This window comes from Streptomyces sp. NPDC003456 (assembly GCF_042878735.1).
Lineage (GTDB): Bacteria > Actinomycetota > Actinomycetes > Streptomycetales > Streptomycetaceae > Streptomyces.
The window spans coordinates 706,509-728,076 of sequence record NZ_JBIAOK010000003.1; the positions used below are offsets into that span (position 1 = coordinate 706,509).

Here is a 21,568-nt window from a genome sequence, read left to right on the forward strand (position 1 = left end):
GTTCGGGAGACGGGCCGGTGCCCGTCGTCCCGGGCTCGTTCCGGCGCCGGCCGGTGCCCGCCGTCCCGGGCCTAGACCGGTTCCGGCTGCGGCTGGGGGCGCGGGGCCGTGAGGGGCTCCGCGTTCCACAGCCGCTGGGTCCGGTAGTAGCCGTGCACCACCGACGCCATCGCCAGCAGCAGCAGCGGGCCGGCCAGCCACGGGTGGCGGGCCATCTCCAGCGGCAGGAAGCGGTAGGACGCGAGCAGCATCGCGAACACCGTCGTGCCGTGGACGACGAGGAGCACCCCGGCCCGGTCCCAGCCGCGGTCGAACGAGCGCAGGGCCGCCTCGACCGTGTAGGCGAACACCACGCCCGCGACCAGGTCCACGCCGTAGTGCCAGCCGAACCCGAGGGTCGCCGCCAGCGTGGCGACCAGCCAGAAGGTGCCGGCCGACCGCAGCCAGCGCGGTCCCTGCCGGGAGTGGATGAAGATCGTGACGGCCCACGCGGTGTGCAGGCTCGGCATGCAGTTGCGCGGGGTGATCTCGTCGAACGGCAGCTTGAACGGCGTGGTGACCGGCGGCAGCGTGTCGGGCCACAGGTTCGCCACCGCCCAGGGCCCGCCGTCGGGGCCGTAGGCGAAGACCGGCCCGACCACCGGGTAGATCATGTAGACGGCCGGGCCGACCAGGCCGATCACCAGGAACGTCCGCACCAGGTGGTGGCGCGGGAAGCGCCGCTCGGCGGCCACGTGGCGCAGCTGGTGGAGCGCCACCACGACCGCGGCCACCGCGAGCTGGGCGTAGACGTAGTCGAGGGCGTGCTCGCCGACCGGGCCGCTCGCCTCCAGCAGCCGGCCCGCCAGCCACGAGGGGTTGCCCAGCGCGTGGTCGGCCATGGCGACGTACGGGTCGAGTGTGACGGGCCGGGTCTGCGAGGTGATCAGCAGCCAGGTGTCCCCGGTCTTGCGGCCGGTCACCAGCAGCAGCCCGAGGCCCACGCCCTTGAGCAGCAGCAGGCGCTCCGGGCCGGTGCGGCGCGTGACGGCGACGACGGCCAGGCCCAGCATCACCCACAGCGCGCCGTTGCCGAAGGGGTGGCCCTCGCCGAGGCCGGCGCCGGTCGCCCAGCGCACCGCCAGGAAGACCACGTCGATGCCGACGGCCGCGCCCAGGGCGATGCCGCGCTGCCGCCAGGTCAGCACCACCAGCGTCAGGGCCAGGCTGGCGTAGAGCAGGAACCCCGACTTCGGGGCGTGGACGACCTCGCGGGCCTGCGTGGTGATCGGCCCGGGTATCCCGAGGTGCTGCGCGAGGAGCTGAAGCGTGACGAGGAAGGCGAGCGTGATCGCGCCCGCGGTGCCCCACAGCACCGCCTGCGGGTGGCGTCGCGCGGCCTGCGCGATCCGTCGTGTGCGTGACGCCTGGGGCGATGCCGGAGTGGTCACTGTCTCAGCCGCTTCCCGATCGTGTCCGTGGTCGTGGTGGCGCGTCGGCCGGTTCTGCGAGGGCCGCGGCTCTACGAGGGCCGCGGCTCTACGAGGGCCGCGGCTCGCGCCGCATCAGGTACGCCGCCCCGGCCCCGGCCCCGAACAGCGCGCCCACGGACACCGCCGTCGCCACCCAGGTCGCGCCCAGCAGCTGCGCCCCGAAGTAGCCGAGGGCGACGCTGTACGCCGCCCAGGTCAGTCCGGCCAGCGCCGACCAGGGGAGGAAGTCGCGGGCCCGGCGGCGGGCGGCGCCCGCGCCGAGGGAGACGACGGAGCGCCCCGCGGGGGCGAACCGGGCGAGGACGACGAGGGCGCCGCCGCCGCGCGCGAGGGCCGCGCCGAGTCGTTCCTGCGCGACGGTCAGCCGCCGGGAGCGGGAGATGGCCCGGTCCAGCCGGGGGCCGCCGCGCCAGGCCAGTCGGTAGGCGACCAGGTCGCCGAGGACGGAGGCCGTGGCCGCGCACAGGGTCAGGGCGAGGATGTCGGGCACGTCGGTCGCCGTGCCGGCGGCCGCCGCCGTGGCGGCCGTGATCACCAGGACACCGCTGGGCAGCACCGGCAGGAACACGTCGAGCAGCACCGACAGGGCCACCACCGCGTAGATCCATGGACTGCCGACCAGCGACCCGACCTGCTCCAGCACCGCAACTCCCCGTGGTCCCCCGTGGGCCAGACCGTGCCGCGGCGACGCGGGGGGAGCGGCAGGAGTGGCCATGACAGCCACACAGCGTACGCGCGGGGGTGACGGGCGGTTCACGGGGGGCTCGTACGTTCGGTACCGACTGTTCACCTCGTGCCGTCTCGCCCGGCTTGGCCCCGGATGACGAGGCGCCCCGGCGCCGCGCAGAGGCCGCGGCGCCTCCCCGTGGGCGGGGGAGGCGCCGCGGCCGACAAGCCGGGGTGGGAGCCGCTCAGGCGGCCACGGGCGTCTGCTCCCTGGACGGCCGCCCCGGCGCGGAGGAGCGGCGGGACAGCAGGCGGTCGACGCCGAACGCGCCGGAGCCCGTGAAGATCAGCAGGAACATGGCCCAGCAGTACAGGGCCGCGCCCTCGCCGCTGTTCTCCACCGGCCACAGGGCCTGCGGCTGGTGGACCTTGAAGTAGGCGTACGCCATCGCGCCGGACGAGACGAACGCCGCGACGCGGGTGCCGAGGCCGAGCAGCACCAGGGTGCCGCCGACCAGTTCGATGACGGCGGCGTACCAGTTGGGCCAGGCACCGGTCGCGACGGTGCCGCCCTTGCCGTCCGCGCCGCCGAGGACGCCGAAGAGCGCGACGGCCCCGTGGCAGGCGAACAACAGGCCCACGACGATCCGGAACAGTCCGAGTGCGTACGGCTGGGCGCTGTCCAGGCGTGCGGTCATGCGGGGGGCTCCTTCGGTTGGCCGGCCCGGGGCAGGCCGGTCGGGGACGAACCGACGAGCCATCACGTTAGGGGGACCTAACTGATGCTTGCAAGTTCAACATTTGGCCATGGCTGTGGTCTCGGTGACGGGCGCGCCCGGTGTCCCAGCAGCACGTGAAGCCCCTCCGGCCCCGGTGACCGCGCTCCGGAAGGTGACCGAATCCACACCCGGAACGGCCCACTCGGGCACGGATCACCGGCTCAGCTCGGAGTCCAGCAGGGTCGTCAGCCGCGGTCCCCCGCCCTGCCGGGCCTTCGCGTGCTCCAGCCGCAGCCGGGCCGAACGGCCGCGCAGGGTCAGGGTCATGAGCTGGTTGCCGAACCACGGGCCGTCCGTCTTGCGCCAGTCGATCGGCAGCCGCGCGAGCCGGCCGTGCCGGGCCAGGAGGCGGCCGACGCCCCGGGCCGCGCGGCTCCAGCCGATGCGGAAGGCCAGCCGCATCGACCGCGGGACCGAGTTGTGCACGGGTGAGCACACCAGCTGCACCACCCGGGCCCGCGGACCGCGGCCGCTCCAGGACGGCTCGGCGATGTAGGCGTGGTGGACGTCCCCCGACAGCACGCACACGGTCGCCGGCGCTCCGGGCCCCGAGCCCGCCTCGGCGATCAGGTCCGCCAGGGACACGAAGGACTCCGGGAACGCCGACCAGTGCTCCAGGTCCGCGGCCCGCCGCAGCTTCTCCCCGAGGCGTGCCCAGCGCTCGCCCCGCTCGCCCCGGCACAGCGCCGCGTTCCACCCCTCGGCGTCGTGCACCAGGTGCGGCAGCAGCCAGGGCAGGGAGGTGCCGAGCAGGAGGTGGTCGTACCCCTCGCCCCGGTCCGTGATCTGCTCGCGCAGCCACGCCTCCTCGCCCGGGTCGAGCATCGCGCGGTCCTTCTCCTCCAGGACGCGGGCGGCCCGGCTGTCGACCATCACCAGGCGGACGCGGCCGAAGTCGCGCCGGTAGCTCCAGCGGACCGCGGCGGCGTCGGCGTCGGCCCGGGTGGCGAAGTCGCGCAGCGCCCCGGTGCCGTCCGGGGCCGTGCGCACCGCCTCGTAGACGGGGTCGGCCGCCAGTTCCGCGGGGGAGAGGTTGCCCAGGTGCTGGTGGACCCAGTACGACATCAGGCCGCTCAGCAGCCGCTCCTGCCACCAGCCGGTGGCGCGCATGTCCGCGAGCCAGGCGGCGGAGGTGTTCCAGTCGTCGATCACGTCGTGGTCGTCGAAGATCATGAAACTCGGCACGGTGGACAGCAGCCAGCGGATCCTCGGGTCGAGCCAGGACTCGTAGTAGAGGTGCGTGTACTCCTCGTAGTCCGCGACCCCGCTGCCCGGGGGCTCCTTCGGGTCGCGGCGTTCGGCGAGCCAGCGCTGCGTGGCGTCGGAGGTCTCGTCGGCGTACACCTGGTCGCCGAGCAGGAGCAGGACGTGGGGCCGCTCGCCGTCGGGGTCGGCGGCCATGCGGGTGGCGAGCGCGTCCAGGGCGTCGGGGCCGGCCGGGTCGTCCCCGCCGGCGGGCGGGGCGGCCCAGCGGCAGGAGCCGAAGGCGACCTGGAGGGCGCCGTCGGGGCCCGGCGCGTGGATCACCGAGGGCGGGAAGGGCGAGTCAGGCAGCGGCCACACCCGGGCGCCGTCGAGGAGCACCTCGTACGACGTGGTCGTGCCGGCGGTGAGGCCGGTGACCGGGACCAGGGCGTAGTGGTGGCCCGCGATCAGGAAGCTGTGCGCGCTCCCGCCCGCGCCGTCGGCGCAGCGGACCTCGGCCGCGCACGGGCCGTCCGTCTCCATCCAGACGGTCGCGGACGACCCGTCGGTGTACCTCAGCAGTGGTCCGAGGCGCAGGTCGGCCATGGCGTTCCCCTCTCCGTCGCCCCGTACGGTACGGAACGACGGAGAGGGGCGGGGAGGTTCCGACACGAAATCCGGCGTGTCAGCAGCTCGCCAGGTAGTTCTGCAGGGCCGACTTCTCGGCCGTGTCGACCGAGAGGCCGTAGTAGTACTTCACCTGGACCCAGGCGCGGACGTAGGTGCAGCGGTAGGTCGCCCGGGAGGGCATCCAGGTGGCGGGGTCCTGGTCGCCCTTGGCCTGGTTGACGTCGTCGGTGACCGCGATGAGCTGCGGGCGGGTCAGGTCGTTGGCGAAGGCCTGGCGGCGGGAGGTCGTCCAGGAGCCGGCGCCCGAGTCCCAGGCCTCGGCCAGCGGCACCAGGTGGTCGATGTCGACGTCGGAGGCGGCCGTCCAGGTGGCGCCGTCGTACGGGGAGTACCAGCTGCCGCTGGTGGCGGCACAGGAGGAGTCCTGCTGCACGTTGGTGCCGTCACGCTTGAGGACGACCTCGCGGGTGTTGCAGGTGCCGGACTGGGTGATCCAGTGCGGGAAGAGGTCGCGGTTGTACCCGGTGCGGTTCTCGGTCGCCACGGTGAGCGTGGCGAGGTAGGAGCGGGCGGTCGCGCCGCTCACGGGGGTGGGGAGGGCGGCGGAGGCCGTGGGGGCGGTGAACAGGGTGGCGGCCGATATGAGCGCGGTGGCGGCGGCGGCGAATCCGAACCGTCGACGCGCGTAGAACCTGGGCATGCGAACTCCCTGAGGGGAAGGGGGTGTTGGCGGACGAGCGAGGGAATGCTCGCGCAGCCGTGTTGCGCACAGGTGTGCGCCCGGTGAGAAGGTAGTGACGGGTCCATGACATGACAAGGTTCACGGGGAAACTTCTCGCGCCCGGACCGTCGCGTACCATGGACGGCGCAGAAGGGGAGTAGCTCTTCGCCGGACCGTCGACACACTGCTCAGCCCGCCTGAGCCGGCGCCCGGAGGCAGGTCCCGCAAGGGACCGGCCAGCGAGACCTTCGGCAAGCAGTGCACGCCCGTGCCTCCCGGCGCGGGCGCCGAGTGCGCTGCCGTGCCGAGGTGTCGCGTGTGAGGATCCAGCACTCTCGGTGGGGCAGCCCCGACCGATTGAGGAACCCTTGATCAGCCTGACCGTGACGGCCGTCGTCTTCGGCGTCGTCTTCCTCGCCGAACTGCCGGACAAGACCGCCCTGGCCGGCCTCGTCCTCGGCACCCGCTACCGCGCCTCCTACGTCTTCGCCGGGGTGGCCGCCGCCTTCGCCCTGCACGTCGCGCTCGCCGTGGCGGCCGGCAGTGTGCTGACGCTGTTGCCGCAGCAGATCGTGCAGGCCCTCACGGGCGTGCTCTTCCTCGGTGGTGCCGCCGTGCTGCTGCTGAGGAAGGGCGAGGACGAGGAGGAGGTCCGCAAGCCGGAGAACCAGTCGTTCTGGAAGGTCTCGGGCGCCGGGTTCATGCTCATCCTCGTCGCCGAGTTCGGTGACCTGACCCAGATCATGACGGCCAACCTGGCCGCCCGCTACGACGACCCGCTCTCCGTCGGCCTGGGCGCGGTGCTCGCACTGTGGGCCGTGGCCGCCCTGGGCATCGTGGGCGGAAAGGCCCTGATGAAGAAGGTGCCGCTGCGGCTGATCACGCAGATCGCCGCCCTGGTGATGCTGGCGCTCGGCGTGTGGAGCCTGTGGGAGGCCGTGACCGGGTGAGGCGAACAGTGGGTGAACGTCCCGCGGGGGCGTGTGGCGCGATGGCCGGTTTGTTTTGTACCGTGGAGAAACAAAGTGGCCTCCGCCCGTTTTCCCTGACCGGCGGGCGGGGCCGCCTTGTCCCTCCCGGGGGCGCGCCGGACCTGCTGTCCCGCCCGCCCCTCGCCCGCGCTGGAACGCGCCCCGAGCCTTGGAGCTGCCGATGACGGCCACCGCCGTGCTCACCGCCCGCGCCCTCCTGCTGGACATGGACGGCACCCTCGTCAACTCCGACGCCTCCGTGGAGCGCGTCTGGCGGCGCTGGGCCGAGCGCCACGGGCTGGACGGCGACGAGGTCATGAAGGTCGTCCACGGGCGGCAGGGCTACGCCTCCATGGCGCTGCTGCTGCCCGGCCGGCCGATGGAGCAGAACCACGCCGACAACGCCCGGATGCTCCAGGAGGAGACGGCCGACACCGAGGGCGTCGTGGCGATCCCCGGGGCGCCGGAGTTCCTGGCCTCGCTGGCGGGTCTGCCGCACGCGCTGGTGACCTCCGCCGACGTGCCGCTGTCGACGGCGCGCATGGCCGCGGCCGGACTCGCGCTGCCGGAGGTGCGGGTGACCGCGGAGTCCGTCGGGGCGAGCAAGCCCGACCCGGAGGGCTTCCTCAAGGGCGCCGCCGAACTCGGTGTCGATCCCGCGGACTGCGTGGTCTTCGAGGACTCCGGTGCCGGTATCGCCGCGGGGCGCGCCGCGGGCATGAAGGTCGTCGGCATCGGGCCCCGGGCCGGCTTCCACGACCCGGACGTGCTCGTCAAGGACCTCACCCGGGTCCGGGTGGAGCGCGCGGCGGACGGGACGATCCGGCTCCACGTGGGGTGACCTGCGGGCCGGGCGCCCCACCGGCCGGGTGGGTCGCCGTCCGGCGTCGTCGTGCGGGGGCGATGCCCCGGGCCGTCAGCCGATGTGGGCGGCGATGAGGCGGGCGCACTCCAGGGACTCGGTCCGGGACGTGTCCACCTCCAGGTCGTACGTCACGCCCTCGTGCACGCGCCGCGCCTGCGCCTCGGCCATGCCGCCGGTCCGGTCCCCCCGGGCGATCTCCCGCCCGGCGGCGACCCGGGCGTCGCAGCGGACGCCGACCCACAGCACGTCCAGCCCGGCCAGGGCCCTGCGCCAGGGCTCCTGGGAGGCCGCGCCGCCGAGGAACACGTCCTCGACGACGATCCTCGCCCCGGCGCGGGCCATCGCGGCGATGCCCTCCCGCCACGCCGCCTCCAGTTCCCGGAACCCGGCGCCCACGCTCACCGCGCCGTCCGCGCCGAACGTGATGCCCTCCGGTGCGCCCTGAAGGCCGGCGGGCAGCGCCTCCACGAACGAGTCGATACCGAACGCCGCCCAGGGGTCGGGCAGGACCGCCTGGAGGCAGCGCACGATCCCCGACTTGCCCGAGCTGGAACCGCCGTTGAGCACGATCACTTGAGTGGTCACGGCGTCACAGTAGGGCGGTCCGGCCGCTCAGGGCTCCCGGGTTTCCGACTCCAGCCCGGCCCTGGTCGCCTCGTCGTAGATCCCGAGGTTCTGGGTCCGGATGCCGCGCGACCACTGGTAGGTGCGCACCGCGTCCTCCAGCCGGCTGCTGTAGAAACCGTCCGCGTTGTCGCTGTAGAGGTACAACTGCCGCAGGCGGAGCTGCAGTTCGGTGACCTCGGGGCCGCGGTCGCCGAGGCGCAGGACGGTGGCGCCGCCCCGGCGGCCGCTCTCCGGCTGCGCCTGCCCGGTGGCGCTCGCCGACGCGGAGGTGCGGGGCGCCGACGGGCTGGGCGACTGCGACGGACTCGGCGAGGCGCTCGACGCGGACGGTGACGGGGAGGCGGAGGGGCTGCCCGTGCGGGACGGCGAGGGTGTGGCCGGGGCGGAGGAGGCGGGCGCGGAGGTGCCCTTGGACGGGGTCGTGTCCACGCTGCTCGCCGGGACGTCCGGCACGCTGGCGCGGAGGTCGTCCGGCAGGGCGGTGTCCCGGCTGGGGCTCTCGTAGGAGAACAGGCCGCTCGCGTAGCCGGCCGCCGCGACGACGGCGACACCGGCCGCGGCGGCGGCGACCATCACGGCCCGGCGCCGCCGACCGGCCCGGCGCGGACCGGTCCCTTCCGGCTCCGGCGCGCCGGGGCCGGGGGCGCCCGCCGAGTCGAAGAGCCGCAGATCGGCCACGCTGGGCTCGGTGCCGCCGGAGACGAGGGGCGCGGGAACCACCGAAGCGGCCTGGGCCGCCGGCAGGACGGCGGTGCCGTCGGTGGCCGGCAGGACAGTGGTGGCGTCGGTGTCCGCCGGGCCGTCGGGCCCGGCGGGGGCCGGGGCGGCAGTGCTCGGCAGGACGGTGGTCGCGTCCGGGTCGGCCGCCGGCCCCGGCGGAACGGCGGCCGGGCCGACCGGGCCCAGGGGCAGGGTGGTCTCGGCCGGGGAGGGCGCCGGCGCGCGTCCTGCCGCCGCCGTGTGCGCGGAGCGCGGGGACGCGCCGCCGTCGGTCGGGTCCGCCGCGTGCTGGTGCGCAGGCCCGACGGCCGAGTCCTGCGCCACCGGCCGGGACGCGTCCTGGCGGCGCTTGCGGCCTGCTGCGGGGGACAGGGGCACGTCGTCGCCTGCCGTGTGCGCGGAGTGCGGGGCGGACGGAGTGCCGTCGGGCGCGGGCGCGACCGGTGGCTGCGCCACTGGCCGGGACGCGTCCTGGCGGCGCTTGCGGCCTGCTGCGGGGGAGAGGAGGAGGTCCTCGCCTGCCGTGTCCGCGGGGTGCGAGGCGGACGGCGTGCCGTCGGGCCCGGGCGCGACCGGTGGCTGTGATGTCGGCCGGCCCGCGACCGGCGGCTGTGCCGTCGGCTGGGACGCGATCGGTGGCTGTGCAGTCGACCGGCCCGCGACCGGTGGCTGTGATGTCGGCCGGCCCGCGACCGGCGGCTGTGCCGTCGGCTGGGACGCGGTCGGCGGCTGCGCACTCGGCCGGCCCGCGACCGGTGGCTGTGCCGTCGGGCGGGACGCCTCCTGGCGTCGCCTGCGTGCGGCTGCCGGGGAGAGCGGGAGGTCACCGCCGGGCGGGTCCGCGGCTGCCGGGGAGAGGGGGAGGCCGGCCTCGCGCGCTGGTGCGGCGGCCGGGGAGGGCGACGTGCCGGGGGCCCCGTGGCCGGAATTCTGCCCGGCTTCCGGGCCGGGTGCGGGCGTCCCGGCCGGGGCGGGGTGCCCGTCCTGCCCCGTGCCCGGAACGGCTGCGGGCGGAGCGGCCGCGTCGTCGTGGTGAAGCGTTTCGCCGCTTGCTCGGTCCCCGGGCCCGTGACCCCCGGGCCGCGCGCCGTCGAGCTCCACGTACGGGCGGATGCGCAGCGGGTCGAAGTCCTCCGCCGCTGCCGCCTCGGCCGTGCGGGCGTCGCGGAGGGCCTCCGCGACGCGGTCCGTGCACGAGCAGGAGGGCGTGCTGTCCTGCCGTCTGGGTACCCCGCACTCCGGGCACGGGTGGCCTGCCGGCGATTCCACGCGTTCCTCCCTCCCCTCGCGAACTCCAGAGATTATCCAGATCTTCTCCACAGCGCGGCGGGCGAGCCCCCGGAACCTCAGCTTCCAAAGGGGCCCGGCGGGCCATAACGGTCCACAGCGGTCACGATGGAAAATGTCACAGAGCCCGTGGGAGGTCGTATGGCCGGGGACGTGAACGCCGTCAAGCCCTCAGGTGCGGGCACCGCCGACCGGGAGCAGGTGCCCGGCAACGTGCTCGTGTCCATCGGCGCGTTGCTGCTCGGCATGCTGCTCGCCGCTCTCGACCAGACCATCGTGTCGACCGCGTTGCCCACCATCGTCAGCGACCTCGGCGGCCTGGACCACCTGTCCTGGGTGGTCACCGCGTATCTGCTGGCCGCGACCGCCGCGACACCGCTGTGGGGCAAACTCGGCGACCAGTACGGCCGCAAGCGGCTGTTCCAGACGGCGATCGTCATCTTCCTGATCGGGTCCGCGCTGTGCGGGGCCGCGCAGGACATGGGCCAGCTGATCGCCTTCCGGGCCTTGCAGGGACTGGGCGGAGGCGGCCTGATCGTGCTGTCGATGGCGATCGTCGGCGACCTGGTGCCGCCCCGCGAACGCGGCCGCTACCAGGGGCTGTTCGGGGCCGTCTTCGGCGCGACCAGCGTGCTCGGGCCGCTGCTCGGCGGCGTGCTGACCCAGCACGCCAGCTGGCGCTGGGTGTTCTACATCAACCTGCCCGTGGGCGTCGTCGCGCTCGCCGTGATCGCCGCCGTGCTGCACATCCCGCGCAACAGGCAGCGGCACGTCATCGACTACCTCGGCACCTTCCTCATCGCCGCCGTCGCCACCTGCCTGGTGCTGGTGGCCTCGCTCGGCGGGACGACCTGGAGCTGGGACTCCCCGCAGATCATCGGCCTCGCCGTCCTCGGTGCCGTCCTGGCCTGCGCGTTCGTGGCCGTGGAGAAGCGGGCCGCCGAACCCGTGCTGCCGCTGAAGCTGTTCCGGGTGCGGACCTTCACGCTCTCCGCCGTGATCAGTTTCGTCGTGGGCTTCGCGATGTTCGGCGCGATGACGTACCTGCCGACGTTCCTCCAGGTCGTGCACGGCATCAGCCCCACCCTGTCCGGTGTGCACATGCTGCCCATGGTGGTGGGGCTGCTGCTGGCCTCCACGACGTCGGGGCAGATCGTCAGCCGGACCGGGCGCTGGAAGGTGTTCCCGATCGCCGGCACCGGCATCACCGCGCTGGGCCTGCTCCTGCTGCACCAGCTCGACGAGAACAGCTCCACGGCCGAGATGAGCGGCTTCTTCTTCGTCTTCGGGCTCGGTCTCGGCCTCGTCATGCAGGTGCTCGTGCTCATCGTGCAGAACGCCGTCCCCTACGAGGACCTGGGCGTCGCCACCTCCGGGGCGACCTTCTTCCGCTCCATCGGCGCCTCGTTCGGCGTCGCCGTCTTCGGCACGATCTTCGCGGGCCGGCTCGGCGACCTGCTCACCGACGCCTTCCGCGGCACCCCACTGCCGTCCGGCGTCTCCGCGGGCTCGCTGGAGGCCGACCCGCGGGGCATCGCCGCCCTGCCCCCCGGCCTGCGCCCGGCCGCCCTGCACGCCTACGCCGTCGCCATCACGGACGTCTTCCTCTACGCCGCGCCCGTCGCGCTCCTCGGGTTCGTGCTGGCCTGGTTCCTCAAGGAGGACCGGCTGCGGGCCTCGGTCACCGCGCCGGACATCTCCGAGACCCTGGCCAGCAACCCCGTCGAGCGGTCCTCGTACGACGAGGTGTGCCGCGCGCTGTCGGTCCTCGGCACCCGCGCGGGCCGGCGGGAGATCTACCGCCGGATCACCGAGCGGGCGGGCTACGACCTGCTGCCCGCGTCGAGCTGGCTGCTGCTGCGCATCCGCAGGTACGGCTCGGTGGAACCCGCGGCCCTGGCCGAGCACATGTCCGTGCCGCTGCCGGTGGTCATGGAGGCCGTGCGGCAGGTGGAGGAGCGGCGGCTGGCCGCGCGCGAGGGGGTCGACCTGCTGCTGACCGACCAGGGCCGCGCGTTCGCCGAACGGCTGGCCGAGGCCCGCGAGGAGTCCCTCGCCGAACTGCTCGGCGACTGGTGGGGCCCCGACCGGCCCACCGACCTGGTCGCGCTCGTCCGGGAGCTGAACGGCGAACTGTGCGGATCGCGCAGCGACCGTCCCCGCGAGGCGCGGCGGTCCGAACAGCCGGTCTGAGCCGCCGACCCGGGCAGCCCGCGCAGCGGCCGGTCCCGAACGCCGGTCCGGGTACGTCAGACGAGCCGTTTGGTGAACCAGTGCTCGGCGTACGGGTCGTCGTTGTGCCGCTCGGTCTCCGCGTAGCCGAGCCGGTCGTACAGGACCCGGGCCTCGACGAGGTCGCTGCGGGTGTCCAGGATCATCCGGGTGGCGCCGAGCGCGCGTGCGGCGTCCTCGGCCGCGCCCACCAGGAGCGGGGCGCCGCCCCTGCCGCGCATCGAGGGCTGCACGAACACCCGCTTCAGCTCGGCGGTCGCGCCGTCCAGCAGCCGCACCCCCGCCGTGCCGGCCGGCTCACCGCCGTACCGGGCGACGAGCAACTCCCCGCGCGGCGGCGCGAGATCGGCACCGGGCTGGGCGGCGATCTCGCGCTCCAGCTCGTCCGGGTCGGTGCGCCGCCCCTCGTACAGCAGGTACCAGCGGTCGCTGACCTCCGTGTAGTACGCGCGCCACAGCGCGGCGGCGACGGGCGAGTCGTACGGTTCCGGGGTCACGGTCCAGGTCATGGAGCGCATTCTCCGCAGCCGTCCCACGGGCCCCGCAACCGGATAACTCCCGGGTCGTACGCGCCCCCGCCCCGTGCACACACCGTTTACGGCTGGACTTCCGGGCAACCCGATGCGCGAACCGGCCCGCGAGGAGAGCCGGTTGGGCCCGAACCCGGAAGGCATCCATGTCCACTGGCCTGATCATTGCTTTGATCGTGATCGCGGCGGTCGTCGTCATCATCGCGGCCGCCCTGACCCTGCGTGCCCGCGGCACCGGGCGCGGCCCGAACCTCAAGCGCCGCTTCGGACCCGAGTACGAGCGGGTCGTCGCCCGGCACGACGGTGACACCAAGGCCGCCGAACGCGAGCTGACGGAGCGTCTGGAGCGCCACGGCGAGCTGCGCGAGCGGCCGCTGGAGCCGGCGCAGCGCGAGCAGTACCAGGCGCGCTGGACCGCCGCCCAGGAGCGGTTCGTCGACTCGCCGCGCGACGCCGTCGCCGAGGCGGACCGGCTGATCGCCGAACTCGCCGGCGTGCGCGGCTTCCCGGACGGCGGGCAGTACGAGGAGCAGCTCGCCGCGCTGTCCGTGCACCACGCCCACCACGTGGACGGCTACCGGCGCGTCCACCGCGCGGCGCACCTGCGCCCGGAGGACGCCCGGGACGGCGGCCAGGGCACCGAGGACATGCGCGAGGCCATGGTGGCCGCCCGCGCCCTGTTCGAGGAACTGGTGCGGCCGGACCGCCACGACGGCGGCCGCACGGACGGCCGGCACGAGGCCGCGCGCCACGACGGCCGGGACCGCGCCGCACTGGACGGCGGACGCAAGGCTTCCGCCCGCGGCGGCATGCCGTGGGCGCTCAACCGACGCCAGGCGAAGGAGAGCTGAGCCCGATGACCGACATGACCCGACGGCCCGGCGACCCCACGCCGGACACCCCGGACGCCCGTGGCGGGACCGCTCCGGCCGCCGGACACGCCACGGCGGCGCACACCGGCAGCGGTACGTCGCACGGCACCGACGCGCACACCGGTGACCCGCGTCTCGCCGCCGCGGACCGCGCCGCCGAGGCCGGCCGCGTCGCCGCCCAGGGCACCGACCCGCACGGCACGGGAACGCCCCCGGCCGCCACCCACGGCACCGGCGTCCACGAAACCATCGGCGGGCACGGCACCGCCACCCACGACACCGCCACCCACGGCACCGGCGTCCACGACACCGCGCTCCGCGGCACCGGCACCCGGAGCGGGGACGCCACCGCCACGCCCGGCACCGGCGCGGACCACGCCGGCACGACCGGCACCCCCGGCCACGGCCCTGGCCACGGCCCCGGCCACGGCTCGGACCACGACGGCGGCCGCGCGGGCGGCGCGACCGGCGCGCACCTCTTCCCGCACGACGCCTCCGACAAGCTCGGCGAGCGGCTGCGGCACGCGGTCGCCGGGTTCGTCGACGGCCCCCGCGCCTCCGTCGAGGAGGCCGACCAGCTGCTGGAGGAGATCACGGCCCGCTTCACCGAGGTCGTCACCGAGCGCCGCCGCTCCCTGCGCCGGTCCTGGCAGACCGCCGAGAGCGGCCGGGACAAGTCCGTGTCGGCCGCCGACACCGAGCAGCTCCGCCTGGCCCTGAAGGACTACCGGGAGCTCGCGGAACGGCTGCTGCACGTCTGAGCGGACCGCTCCCGCACCCGTCCCACTGACCCGGCCGGCCGGCCGGGTCAGTGCTGTGCCCGGCGCTCCCGCCACTGCCGTACGACGTCCTCGACGTCGTACGGCTTCTTGCCGAGCGGGGGACCGGGCGGCGGCTTGAACATCATGTCGCGGATCTTGTCGTTGACCTCGCCGATGATCTTCCGGACGATCCGCTCGGAGGGGGCCGCCAGCGCGGCCTCCAGGGCGTCCTCGGCCTCCTTGCGCAGGGCCAGCGCGGGCGGCAGGACGGAGAAGCCCTCACGGGCCATCTTCCGCTTGACCCACCACAGTTCGTCGTAGGTGTTCTCCACGTCGGGCGGCAGGGGCCGGCCGGCGCCCGGCAGCCGCTCGAACTCCCCGCGCGCCTCCGCGGCACGGATCTGCCGGTCGACCCAGGACTCGAAGCCGACGCCGGGTGGCTTTCGCTCGGTCATGAACCCATTGTGCCGGACACCGCGCAGCCGGGCGTTCTATCATACGGCGGGCTTACAGGCCCGTTCCGGACGTCCCAGGAGGAGCGCACGTGCTCGAACTCACCATGGCCGCCGTCTCCGCGGAGGAGGAGGGTGCCACGGCCGGCATGCTCATGGCCGAGGCGCCCAGCGAGCCGGGTGCGGTGCTGCGGGTGGGCCGCGACAAGTCCGTGTGCCGGCTGGGGACGCCGGACGACTGGCTGTTCGTCTCCCGCGTCCACCTGGAGTTCCTGTGCGGGCCCGACGGCACCTGGCAGGTGACCTGGCTGCGCGGCTCCCAGCCCGACCCGTCCTCCGAGGTCCGGCTGGCGGTCGGCGAGTACGTCCAGCCCCTCGCCTACGGCGGCACGGTCCCGCTGCCCCGGGGCGGCAGTGGTGAGATCGTCGTCCAGGACCGCACCGCCCCGCGCAGCGTCAACGTCGGCTTCTACCACGAGGTGTGACGCCCGGGGCGGGAGCGCCGGGGGCGCTGTCCGGCCGCCTCACGGCAGGACGCGTGCCAGGGCGAAGCCGTCGTAGCCCTTCGTGCCGACCGTCTGGATCGCCGTGCCGGACAGTCTGGCGTGGCTGCCGATCAGGTCGATGGCGGCGCGGGTGCCGATCACGTCGGGGGCCGTGCTGTCCGCGTCGGTCACCCGGCCGCCGCGGACGACGTTGTCGAGGACGATCAGGGTGCCCGGCCCGGCCAGCTCGACCGCCCACTCCACATAGCGCGGGTTGTTGGCCTTGTCGGCGTCGATGAAGACCAGGTCGAACGGGGGCGGATTCTCCGCGGCCAGCGCGGGCAGCGACTCCAGGGCCGGGCCGACCCGCACCTCGACGCGCTCGGCCAGTCCGGCGCGGGCGAGGTTGCCGGCGGCGACCTCGGCGTGGCGCGGGTCGTACTCCAGCGAGACCAGCCGTCCGTCGGCGGGCAGGGCGCGGCCCAGCCAGATGGTGCTGTAGCCGCCGAGCGTGCCAATCTCCAGGATGTGCCGGGCGCCCTGGATCTGCGCGAGGAGCTGCAGGAGCTTGCCCTGGTTCGCGGAGACGGCGATGCGGGGGAGCCCGGCGGCGTCGCTGTCGCGCAGCGCGGCGGCCAGGACCTCGTCCTCCGGGGCGAGACGCTCGCTGAAGTAGGCGTCGACCTCGTCCCAGACGTGCGACTCGCTCATACGGCTGCCCTTCTGTACCCGGCCGGAGAGGTTCACCGACGGTTCACCAGCAGGCGAACGATCACGACCGCGCGAGGGTTCCGCACAGCCGGACCAAGAGCGGCCCGGCGGCGGGCCGCCCCGGAGGGCTCACCGCTCCGGTGCCGCCACCGAGGGGGCCGAGCCGGGCAGCGGGCGGCCGGCCGACTCCGCCATGCGCCACACGGCGAAACCGCCGATCACGGCCGCGGCCATCATGTAGTACGCGGGCATCATCATGTTCCCGGTCGCGCCGATCAGGGCCGTGACCACCAGCGGGGTCGTGCCGCCGAACAGGGACACCGAGACGTTGCAGCCGATGGACAGCGAGCCGTAGCGCACCCGGGTCGGGAACAGCGCGGGCAGGGCCGCGGGCATGGCCGCCGTGAAGCACACCAGCAGCAGGCCCAGGGCGCCCATGCCGAGCGCGACCGCGACCAGGCTGCCGTCCCGGATCAGCAGCAGGGCGGGCACGGACAGCAGCAGGAAGCCCGCGCAGCCGGTGGCGATCACCGGGCGGCGGCCGACGCGGTCGGTCAGCGCGCCGACGAACGGCTGGGCGACCATCATCACGGCCATCACGCCGAGCACGACGAGCAGACCGTGGGTCTCGTCGTAGTGCAGCTCGCTGGTCAGATAGCTGGGCATGTAGGACAGCAGCATGTAGTCGGTGACGTTGAAGACCAGCACCAGGCCGACGCAGAGCAGGAGCGCCCGCCACTGGCCGGTGACCATCTCGCGCAGCGGCACCTTCGGCCGGTCCTTCTCGGCCTTGTCGACCTCGGCGGCGAACGCCGGGGTCTCCTCCAGGCGCATGCGCAGGTAGAGGCCGATGATGCCCATCGGGCCCGCGATGAGGAACGGGATGCGCCAGCCCCAGGAGGTCAGGTCGTCGGCGGAGAGCAGGGCGGTCATCAGCGTGACCAGGCCCGCGCCGCCGATGTAGCCGGCGAGCGTGCCGAACTCCAGCCAGCTGCCGAGGAAGCCGCGCCGCTTGTCGGGGGCGTACTCGGCGATGAACGTCGAGGCACCGGCGTACTCGCCGCCGGTGGAGAAGCCCTGCACGAGCCGGGCCGCGAGCAGCAGGACCGGCGCGCCGACACCGATCGTCGCGTACGACGGGATCAGACCGATCGCGAAGGTGCCCGCCGCCATCATGATCATGGTGAGGGCGAGGACCTTCTGGCGGCCGACGCGGTCGCCGAGCGGGCCGAAGACCAGGCCGCCCAGGGGGCGCACCAGGAAGGCCGCGGCGAAGGCGCCGAACGTGGAGAGCAGCTGGGCGGTGGGGTTGCCCGAGGGGAAGAAGACCTTGCCCAGCGTGACCGCGATGTAGCTGTAGACACCGAAGTCGAACCACTCCATGGCGTTGCCCAGCGCGGCCGCCTTCACGGCGCGCCTGACCAGTGCGGGGTCGGTGACGGTGGGGTCGGGGGCCTGCGCGCTGCGGGGCTCCACCAGGGACGGGGAGGTGACGACTGAGGCAGTCGACAAGACTCGCTCGCCTACCTTTCGACGGGGACAGGGACGCGGTCCCGCGCGGCGGCGCTGTCGTACGGGACGAAAAGCGACGGTAGGCGGCTTTGGCCCGCCTACGGGCGGTACGCCTTTCGTTGCACAGTGCACGTAAATCGTGGCTGCGCAGGAGCTTCTGCCCCTCCGGTTCCGGTTCCCACCCGATCTCCCTGTGATCCTTCTCGCGTTCACGAGAGGCGCCCGAAACGGGCGCGGACTATCGTCAACCGGACAAAAGGAGGACGGACGTCAGGTGAATCGGGGGTATCCCGCGTCTTCCATCCCGTGTCGAGGCGAGCCCTCATAGGGTGCGCGGAGGAATTCCCACATCCAGGGCATGTGGGATGAACTGGGGCGGGAGGTCGCAAGGGCATGTCTCAGGCGAATCGCGACGGGCGACCGGCGGAATCCATCAGGGCGACGGCCGTCGGCCGGGACCACCCGCGCCTGAGAGCCGCCCGCCTCGGCCTCTGGCTGCTCGTCGCCCTGCTGGCCGCCCGGCAGGTGGCCGTCGTCCTCGCCACCCCGCGCGGCGAGCGCCTCACCGACCTGGAGACCTGGGTCGGACCGAACGGCGTGCTGCACGTGAACGGCTCGCTCTACGACTCGACCCGCTTCACCGGCACGCCCTTCAACGGCCTCGTCCTCAAGCCCCTCACCCGCTCCGCCGAGCAGGCCCTCGGCTGGGGCTGGACCTTCGGCACCCTGCTGCTGGTCGTGGCCCTGGGCGTGCTCGCCGCCCGCGCCCTGCCCCAGCCCGTCGGCCGCCGCACCGCCCTGCTGGCCACCCCCGTCGCCATCAGCCTGCTGATGATCTCCCTGCCCGTGCGCAACGCCCTGTGGCTCGGCCAGACCAGCATCATCCCGGTCCTGCTCGTCCTGCTGGGCTGCTTCGCCACGCACGGCCAGCGCACCAGCGGCCTGCTCATCGGTCTCGCCGCCGCTCTCCAGCCGACACTGCTGCTGTTCACGCCCCTGCTGTGGTGCACCGGCCGCCGCGGCGCGGCCCTGTCCGCCGGGGCCACCTTCGCCGCCTGCACCGGCCTGGCCTGGGCGGTCATGCCCGCCGACTCCTACCGCTACTGGGTCCACCACCTGGCGGGCGCCGGCCTCGGCGGCCCGGCCGACGGCCTCGCCAACCAGTCCCTGCACGGCGCCCTGCTGCGCCTCGGCCTCAGCGGCCCGCTGGAGATCGCCCTCTTCCTCGCCCTCGGCGCGGCCGTCGCCGTGCTCGCGCTGCGCCGGGCCGTGCGCTACTTCCGCGACGGCCAGCTGCTGCTCGCGGTCGCCGTCACCGGCTGCGCCGCGATCGCCGTCTCGCCCACGGCCTGGCAGCACCAGCTGCTGTGGGTGCTGCTCGCGGCCGTCGGCCGGGTCGGCACGCGCAGCTCCGACCGGTACGTCTGGCCGGCCGCCGTCGTGCTGGTCATGACCCTGCCGACCAAGGCGCTGTTCCCGGACATGACGTCCCTGGACCCGCTGCGCACCAACGGCGTGCTGCTGGCCGCCCTCGCCGCCGCCGTCGCCCTGCCGTTCCTGTCCCGGACCTCGCCGTACTACCGCGCGCCGAAACCGGCCGAGTACGCGCCCGCCGTCCCCACCCGCTTCCGGCACGTACCGCTCGTGCCGTTCCTGCGCCGGGCCCTCACCCGCCCGAACCTCCTGCTCGAACTGCTCCTCATCCGCGTCACCTACGCCGGGTACTCCGAGGTCAGGCTCGCCGCGACCGGCGGCAGCAACGCGGCGGGGCGGGCCGAGGCCGAGGAGCACGGCACGCAGGTCCACGACCTCGAACGCGCCCTGCACATCGACGTCGAGCGCTGGGTCAACCACACCGTCGCCCGCATCGACCCGCTGCGGGAGTTCTTCGACTTCTACTACACCTCCTTCCACTTCGCCGTCCCGCTGACGGTCCTGGCCCTCCTCTACTGGCGCCGCCCCGCGCAGTACCGCTGGGCCCGCTCCGCCCTGGGCCTTGCCACCCTGCTCGCCCTGGCCGGCTTCTGGCTCTACCCGCTGGCCCCGCCGCGCCTGATGCCGACGCTGGGCTTCATCGACACCGTCCACGGCGTCCAGGACTTCTCCCAGCCGGACTACGGCACGCTCACCCACCTCACCAACCAGTACGCGGCGATGCCGTCCCTGCACTTCGGCTGGTCCCTGTGGTGCGGCGTGGTGATCGCCGTCCTGGCCCGCCGCCGGTGGACGAAGGCCCTCGGACTGCTGCACCCCCTGTGCACGCTCTGCGCGATCGTCGCGACGGGCAACCACTGGGTGCTGGACGCGGTGGGCGGAGCGGTCGTGGTGGCGGCCGGGTTCGGGCTGACGTACCTGCTGTCCGGACCGAGGCCGCCGGTCGGCGCGGCGACCGAAGAGCCCGACCGGCGACCGACCCTGCACCCCGTGCGCGGGTGAGGCCCACCGCGAGGCTCAGCGAGTCCCGGCCCCGCACTCGAACCACACCGTCTTCCCGCCGTCCGCCCACAGGGACACGCCCCACTTGTCGGCCATCGCCTCCAGCAGGAGCAGCCCCCGGCCGCCCTCCGAGTCCTCGGCCAAGGACGGCGGCGTGCGCGGCAGTTCGGCGCTCCCGTCCGTGACCTCCACCCGTACGCCGGTCCGCTGCCGCAGCAGCAGCAGGGCGCACCGCCGGTCCGGGACGTGCCGTACGACGTTGGCCAGCAGCTCGGTCACGCCCAGTTCCACGGCGTCCGACAGCTCGGCCATGCCCCACTCCTGGAGGAACGAGCGGACGATGTGGCGGACGTGGCGGGGGGCGTGCGCGCCGACGGTGAGGCGCATCGAGTACTGGGCGGGAATGTATCCGTTCACAGGACGAGCCTGACGTGCGGTGACTACCCTCGGCTACGGAACGGATACAACGCGTCCCGTGGTGGACGGAGTTGCGTGAGAGGGGCTTCGCGCGTGAGCCATGTCAACGCCCTCGACCCGGGGGCCTCCCCGCTCGACTACTACGGCTACGAGTTGCGCCGGCACCGGGAGGCGGCCGGGCTGACGCAACGGCAGTTGGGGGACATCGTCAACTACACGGGCTCCTTGGTGGGCCAGATCGAGACGGCCCGCAAAGTCCCGACGCCGGAGTTCAGCGAGCGGGCGGATGCGGCACTGGGCACGGACGGCCTGTTTTCCCGGCTCGTCGAACTGGTGCTGCGCAGCAGGCTCCCGGCCTGGTTCCAGCAGGTCGCCGAGCTGGAGGTACGGGCCACCGAGATCTGTTCCTTCCAGACCCACATGGTCCTCGGGCTGCTCCAGAGCCGGGGGTACGCGCAGGCCGTGCTCGGCGCGCTGCACAAGACCGACCTCCAGGACCGGACGGCGGTGCGCCTCGCTCGGCAGCGCGTCTTCGAAAAGCCGGAGCCGCCGATCTTCTGGGCGGTCCTCAGCGAGGCCGCGCTCCAACTGGAGATCGGTGGACCGGAGGTGATGCGGGAGCAACTCGCCCATCTGTTGTCGTTCGAGGATGACCCGCGCATCAACATCCAGGTGCTGCCGCTGTCCGTCGGGGCGCACGCTGGACTGACGGGCTCATTCGACCTCTACCGCTTCGCCGGCGACCCCACCATCGTCTACACGGAGAGCTATGGCAGCGGGCATCCGACCGCCGATCCGGACACCGTCAAGAACTGTTCGCTCCGATACGATCATCTCCAAGCTGCCGCACTCTCCCTCAGGGACTCGGCAAGGCTCATCCGGCGCGTGATGGAGGAACGCTATGGAGATGCAGTGGCGTAAGTCGTCCTACAGCAGTGACCAAGGCGGCCAGTGCCTGGAAGTCGCCGAAACGCCGGAGGCCACCGTCGCCGTGCGGGACTCCAAGGACCCGCACGGGCCGGTTCTGACCCTGCACCCCGTCCCGTTCAGCACGTTCGTCGACTGGGCCTCCACCGCCGCCGAGTAGCCGTGCCGCGGATACGGCGAAGGCGGCGGCCCCGGGGATCAGGGGACCGCCGCCTCCGGTCGGAGGGAACCGGCTCGTGACCGGTCCCGGGCGCCGCGCACACTGCCGGACGCGGCGCGGTCGTCCACCGAAACAGGCCCGCCCGGTGCG

Annotated in this window: 21 protein-coding genes; 9 read left to right on the forward strand and 12 right to left on the reverse strand. The window is 73.9% G+C overall.

The genetic code is table 11. The features are described from left to right. Positions 1-71: 71 nt before the first annotated feature. The 5 genes from ACFYWG_RS14135 to ACFYWG_RS14155 all read right to left on the reverse strand — a co-directional run bounded on the left by ACFYWG_RS14135 (position 72) and on the right by ACFYWG_RS14155 (position 5,432). Positions 72-1,355, reverse strand: coding sequence for a phosphatase PAP2 family protein (locus ACFYWG_RS14135; RefSeq protein ID WP_389201821.1), 1,284 nt, complete (start codon positions 1,353-1,355; stop codon positions 72-74). Positions 1,356-1,518: 163 nt separating this feature from the next. Next, complete coding sequence (locus tag ACFYWG_RS14140; protein WP_376323330.1) at positions 1,519-2,115, reverse strand: DedA family protein; 597 nt, start codon at positions 2,113-2,115, stop codon at positions 1,519-1,521. A gap of 268 nt (positions 2,116-2,383) precedes the next feature. After that, a complete protein-coding gene (locus ACFYWG_RS14145; protein WP_383511673.1) occupies positions 2,384-2,836 on the reverse strand; it encodes a DoxX family protein in 453 nt (150 codons plus the stop codon). A 234-nt stretch (positions 2,837-3,070) separates the two neighbouring features. Beyond that, the gene (locus tag ACFYWG_RS14150; protein WP_385413158.1) at positions 3,071-4,708 is read right to left on the reverse strand and encodes an alkaline phosphatase D family protein; all 1,638 of its coding nucleotides are present in this window, start codon (positions 4,706-4,708) and stop codon (positions 3,071-3,073) included. Positions 4,709-4,787: 79 nt separating this feature from the next. Further along, the gene (locus ACFYWG_RS14155) at positions 4,788-5,432 is read right to left on the reverse strand and encodes an HNH endonuclease family protein (RefSeq protein ID WP_389201390.1); all 645 of its coding nucleotides are present in this window, start codon (positions 5,430-5,432) and stop codon (positions 4,788-4,790) included. A 389-nt stretch (positions 5,433-5,821) separates the two neighbouring features. Here ACFYWG_RS14155 and ACFYWG_RS14160 point away from each other — a divergent pair, with 389 nt between their 5' ends. Further along, entirely contained in the window at positions 5,822-6,403 is a 582-nt protein-coding gene (locus ACFYWG_RS14160; RefSeq protein WP_383511679.1) for a TMEM165/GDT1 family protein, read from the forward strand. A 202-nt stretch (positions 6,404-6,605) separates the two neighbouring features. Further along, entirely contained in the window at positions 6,606-7,265 is a 660-nt protein-coding gene (locus ACFYWG_RS14165) for an HAD-IA family hydrolase (protein ID WP_383511681.1), read from the forward strand. Between the two features lie 75 nt (positions 7,266-7,340). Here the strand turns inward: ACFYWG_RS14165 and cpt are convergent, their stop codons facing one another. Continuing rightward, positions 7,341-7,874 carry a chloramphenicol phosphotransferase CPT gene (gene cpt / locus ACFYWG_RS14170; protein ID WP_383511683.1) on the reverse strand — a complete coding sequence of 178 codons (534 nt, stop codon included), beginning with the start codon at positions 7,872-7,874 and terminating at the stop codon, positions 7,341-7,343. 27 nt (positions 7,875-7,901) lie between these two features. Further along, complete coding sequence (locus ACFYWG_RS14175; protein ID WP_389201394.1) at positions 7,902-9,092, reverse strand: peptidoglycan-binding protein; 1,191 nt, start codon at positions 9,090-9,092, stop codon at positions 7,902-7,904. A 972-nt stretch (positions 9,093-10,064) separates the two neighbouring features. Between ACFYWG_RS14175 and ACFYWG_RS14180 the strand changes: the two genes are divergently transcribed. Beyond that, a complete protein-coding gene (locus tag ACFYWG_RS14180) occupies positions 10,065-12,116 on the forward strand; it encodes an MFS transporter (protein WP_389201396.1) in 2,052 nt (683 codons plus the stop codon). A gap of 56 nt (positions 12,117-12,172) precedes the next feature. Here the strand turns inward: ACFYWG_RS14180 and ACFYWG_RS14185 are convergent, their stop codons facing one another. Beyond that, on the reverse strand, positions 12,173-12,664 hold the full coding sequence (locus tag ACFYWG_RS14185; protein ID WP_389201398.1) for a GNAT family N-acetyltransferase: 492 nt from the start codon (positions 12,662-12,664) through the stop codon (positions 12,173-12,175). A 167-nt stretch (positions 12,665-12,831) separates the two neighbouring features. Here ACFYWG_RS14185 and ACFYWG_RS14190 point away from each other — a divergent pair, with 167 nt between their 5' ends. Together ACFYWG_RS14190 and ACFYWG_RS14195 are read left to right on the forward strand one after the other, a co-directional pair. Further along, positions 12,832-13,536, forward strand: a complete 705-nt coding sequence (locus ACFYWG_RS14190; RefSeq protein WP_383502146.1) for a hypothetical protein — start codon at positions 12,832-12,834, stop codon at positions 13,534-13,536. Between the two features lie 5 nt (positions 13,537-13,541). Continuing rightward, a complete protein-coding gene (locus tag ACFYWG_RS14195) occupies positions 13,542-14,318 on the forward strand; it encodes a hypothetical protein (RefSeq protein ID WP_389201401.1) in 777 nt (258 codons plus the stop codon). Positions 14,319-14,365: 47 nt separating this feature from the next. On the opposite strand, the gene ACFYWG_RS14200 is transcribed toward ACFYWG_RS14195, so the two are convergent. Continuing rightward, positions 14,366-14,773: a DUF1992 domain-containing protein gene (locus tag ACFYWG_RS14200; RefSeq protein WP_385413140.1), complete on the reverse strand. Its 408-nt coding sequence runs from the start codon at positions 14,771-14,773 to the stop codon at positions 14,366-14,368. 89 nt (positions 14,774-14,862) lie between these two features. On the opposite strand from ACFYWG_RS14200, the gene ACFYWG_RS14205 reads away from it, so the two are divergent. Further along, on the forward strand, positions 14,863-15,255 hold the full coding sequence (locus tag ACFYWG_RS14205; RefSeq protein ID WP_383502155.1) for a hypothetical protein: 393 nt from the start codon (positions 14,863-14,865) through the stop codon (positions 15,253-15,255). 39 nt (positions 15,256-15,294) lie between these two features. Here the strand turns inward: ACFYWG_RS14205 and ACFYWG_RS14210 are convergent, their stop codons facing one another. Both ACFYWG_RS14210 and proP read right to left on the reverse strand, forming a co-directional pair. Beyond that, on the reverse strand, positions 15,295-15,966 hold the full coding sequence (locus ACFYWG_RS14210; RefSeq protein WP_376323353.1) for an O-methyltransferase: 672 nt from the start codon (positions 15,964-15,966) through the stop codon (positions 15,295-15,297). Between the two features lie 129 nt (positions 15,967-16,095). Beyond that, the gene (proP, locus tag ACFYWG_RS14215) at positions 16,096-17,478 is read right to left on the reverse strand and encodes a glycine betaine/L-proline transporter ProP (RefSeq protein WP_389201404.1); all 1,383 of its coding nucleotides are present in this window, start codon (positions 17,476-17,478) and stop codon (positions 16,096-16,098) included. A 393-nt stretch (positions 17,479-17,871) separates the two neighbouring features. Here proP and ACFYWG_RS14220 point away from each other — a divergent pair, with 393 nt between their 5' ends. Continuing rightward, positions 17,872-19,914, forward strand: coding sequence for a phosphatase PAP2 family protein (locus tag ACFYWG_RS14220; RefSeq protein ID WP_389201406.1), 2,043 nt, complete (start codon positions 17,872-17,874; stop codon positions 19,912-19,914). Positions 19,915-19,929: 15 nt separating this feature from the next. Here the strand turns inward: ACFYWG_RS14220 and ACFYWG_RS14225 are convergent, their stop codons facing one another. Continuing rightward, complete coding sequence (locus tag ACFYWG_RS14225; protein WP_389201409.1) at positions 19,930-20,331, reverse strand: ATP-binding protein; 402 nt, start codon at positions 20,329-20,331, stop codon at positions 19,930-19,932. A gap of 93 nt (positions 20,332-20,424) precedes the next feature. Here ACFYWG_RS14225 and ACFYWG_RS14230 point away from each other — a divergent pair, with 93 nt between their 5' ends. Both ACFYWG_RS14230 and ACFYWG_RS14235 read left to right on the forward strand, forming a co-directional pair. Continuing rightward, positions 20,425-21,252: a helix-turn-helix domain-containing protein gene (locus ACFYWG_RS14230; protein ID WP_389201411.1), complete on the forward strand. Its 828-nt coding sequence runs from the start codon at positions 20,425-20,427 to the stop codon at positions 21,250-21,252. Beyond that, positions 21,239-21,418, forward strand: a complete 180-nt coding sequence (locus tag ACFYWG_RS14235; RefSeq protein WP_389201412.1) for a DUF397 domain-containing protein — start codon at positions 21,239-21,241, stop codon at positions 21,416-21,418. The genes ACFYWG_RS14230 and ACFYWG_RS14235 overlap by 14 nt, the downstream gene beginning before the upstream one ends. The last annotated feature ends 150 nt before the right edge of the window (positions 21,419-21,568 follow it).

What these genes read in the sequence shown, in the direction of transcription:
- ACFYWG_RS14210 (WP_376323353.1), bottom strand. Translation starts at nt 15,966, where the DNA reads ATGAGCGAGTCGCACGTCTGGGACGAGGTCGACGCCTACTTCAGCGAG.
- ACFYWG_RS14190 (WP_383502146.1), top strand. Translation starts at nt 12,832, where the DNA reads ATGTCCACTGGCCTGATCATTGCTTTGATCGTGATCGCGGCGGTCGTC.
- ACFYWG_RS14235 (WP_389201412.1), top strand. Translation starts at nt 21,239, where the DNA reads ATGCAGTGGCGTAAGTCGTCCTACAGCAGTGACCAAGGCGGCCAGTGC.
- ACFYWG_RS14180 (WP_389201396.1), top strand. Translation starts at nt 10,065, where the DNA reads ATGGCCGGGGACGTGAACGCCGTCAAGCCCTCAGGTGCGGGCACCGCC.
- ACFYWG_RS14165 (WP_383511681.1), top strand. Translation starts at nt 6,606, where the DNA reads ATGACGGCCACCGCCGTGCTCACCGCCCGCGCCCTCCTGCTGGACATG.
- ACFYWG_RS14145 (WP_383511673.1), bottom strand. Translation starts at nt 2,836, where the DNA reads ATGACCGCACGCCTGGACAGCGCCCAGCCGTACGCACTCGGACTGTTC.
- ACFYWG_RS14200 (WP_385413140.1), bottom strand. Translation starts at nt 14,773, where the DNA reads ATGACCGAGCGAAAGCCACCCGGCGTCGGCTTCGAGTCCTGGGTCGAC.
- ACFYWG_RS14150 (WP_385413158.1), bottom strand. Translation starts at nt 4,708, where the DNA reads ATGGCCGACCTGCGCCTCGGACCACTGCTGAGGTACACCGACGGGTCG.
- ACFYWG_RS14155 (WP_389201390.1), bottom strand. Translation starts at nt 5,432, where the DNA reads ATGCCCAGGTTCTACGCGCGTCGACGGTTCGGATTCGCCGCCGCCGCC.
- ACFYWG_RS14185 (WP_389201398.1), bottom strand. Translation starts at nt 12,664, where the DNA reads ATGACCTGGACCGTGACCCCGGAACCGTACGACTCGCCCGTCGCCGCC.
- ACFYWG_RS14195 (WP_389201401.1), top strand. Translation starts at nt 13,542, where the DNA reads ATGACCGACATGACCCGACGGCCCGGCGACCCCACGCCGGACACCCCG.
- ACFYWG_RS14220 (WP_389201406.1), top strand. Translation starts at nt 17,872, where the DNA reads ATGTCTCAGGCGAATCGCGACGGGCGACCGGCGGAATCCATCAGGGCG.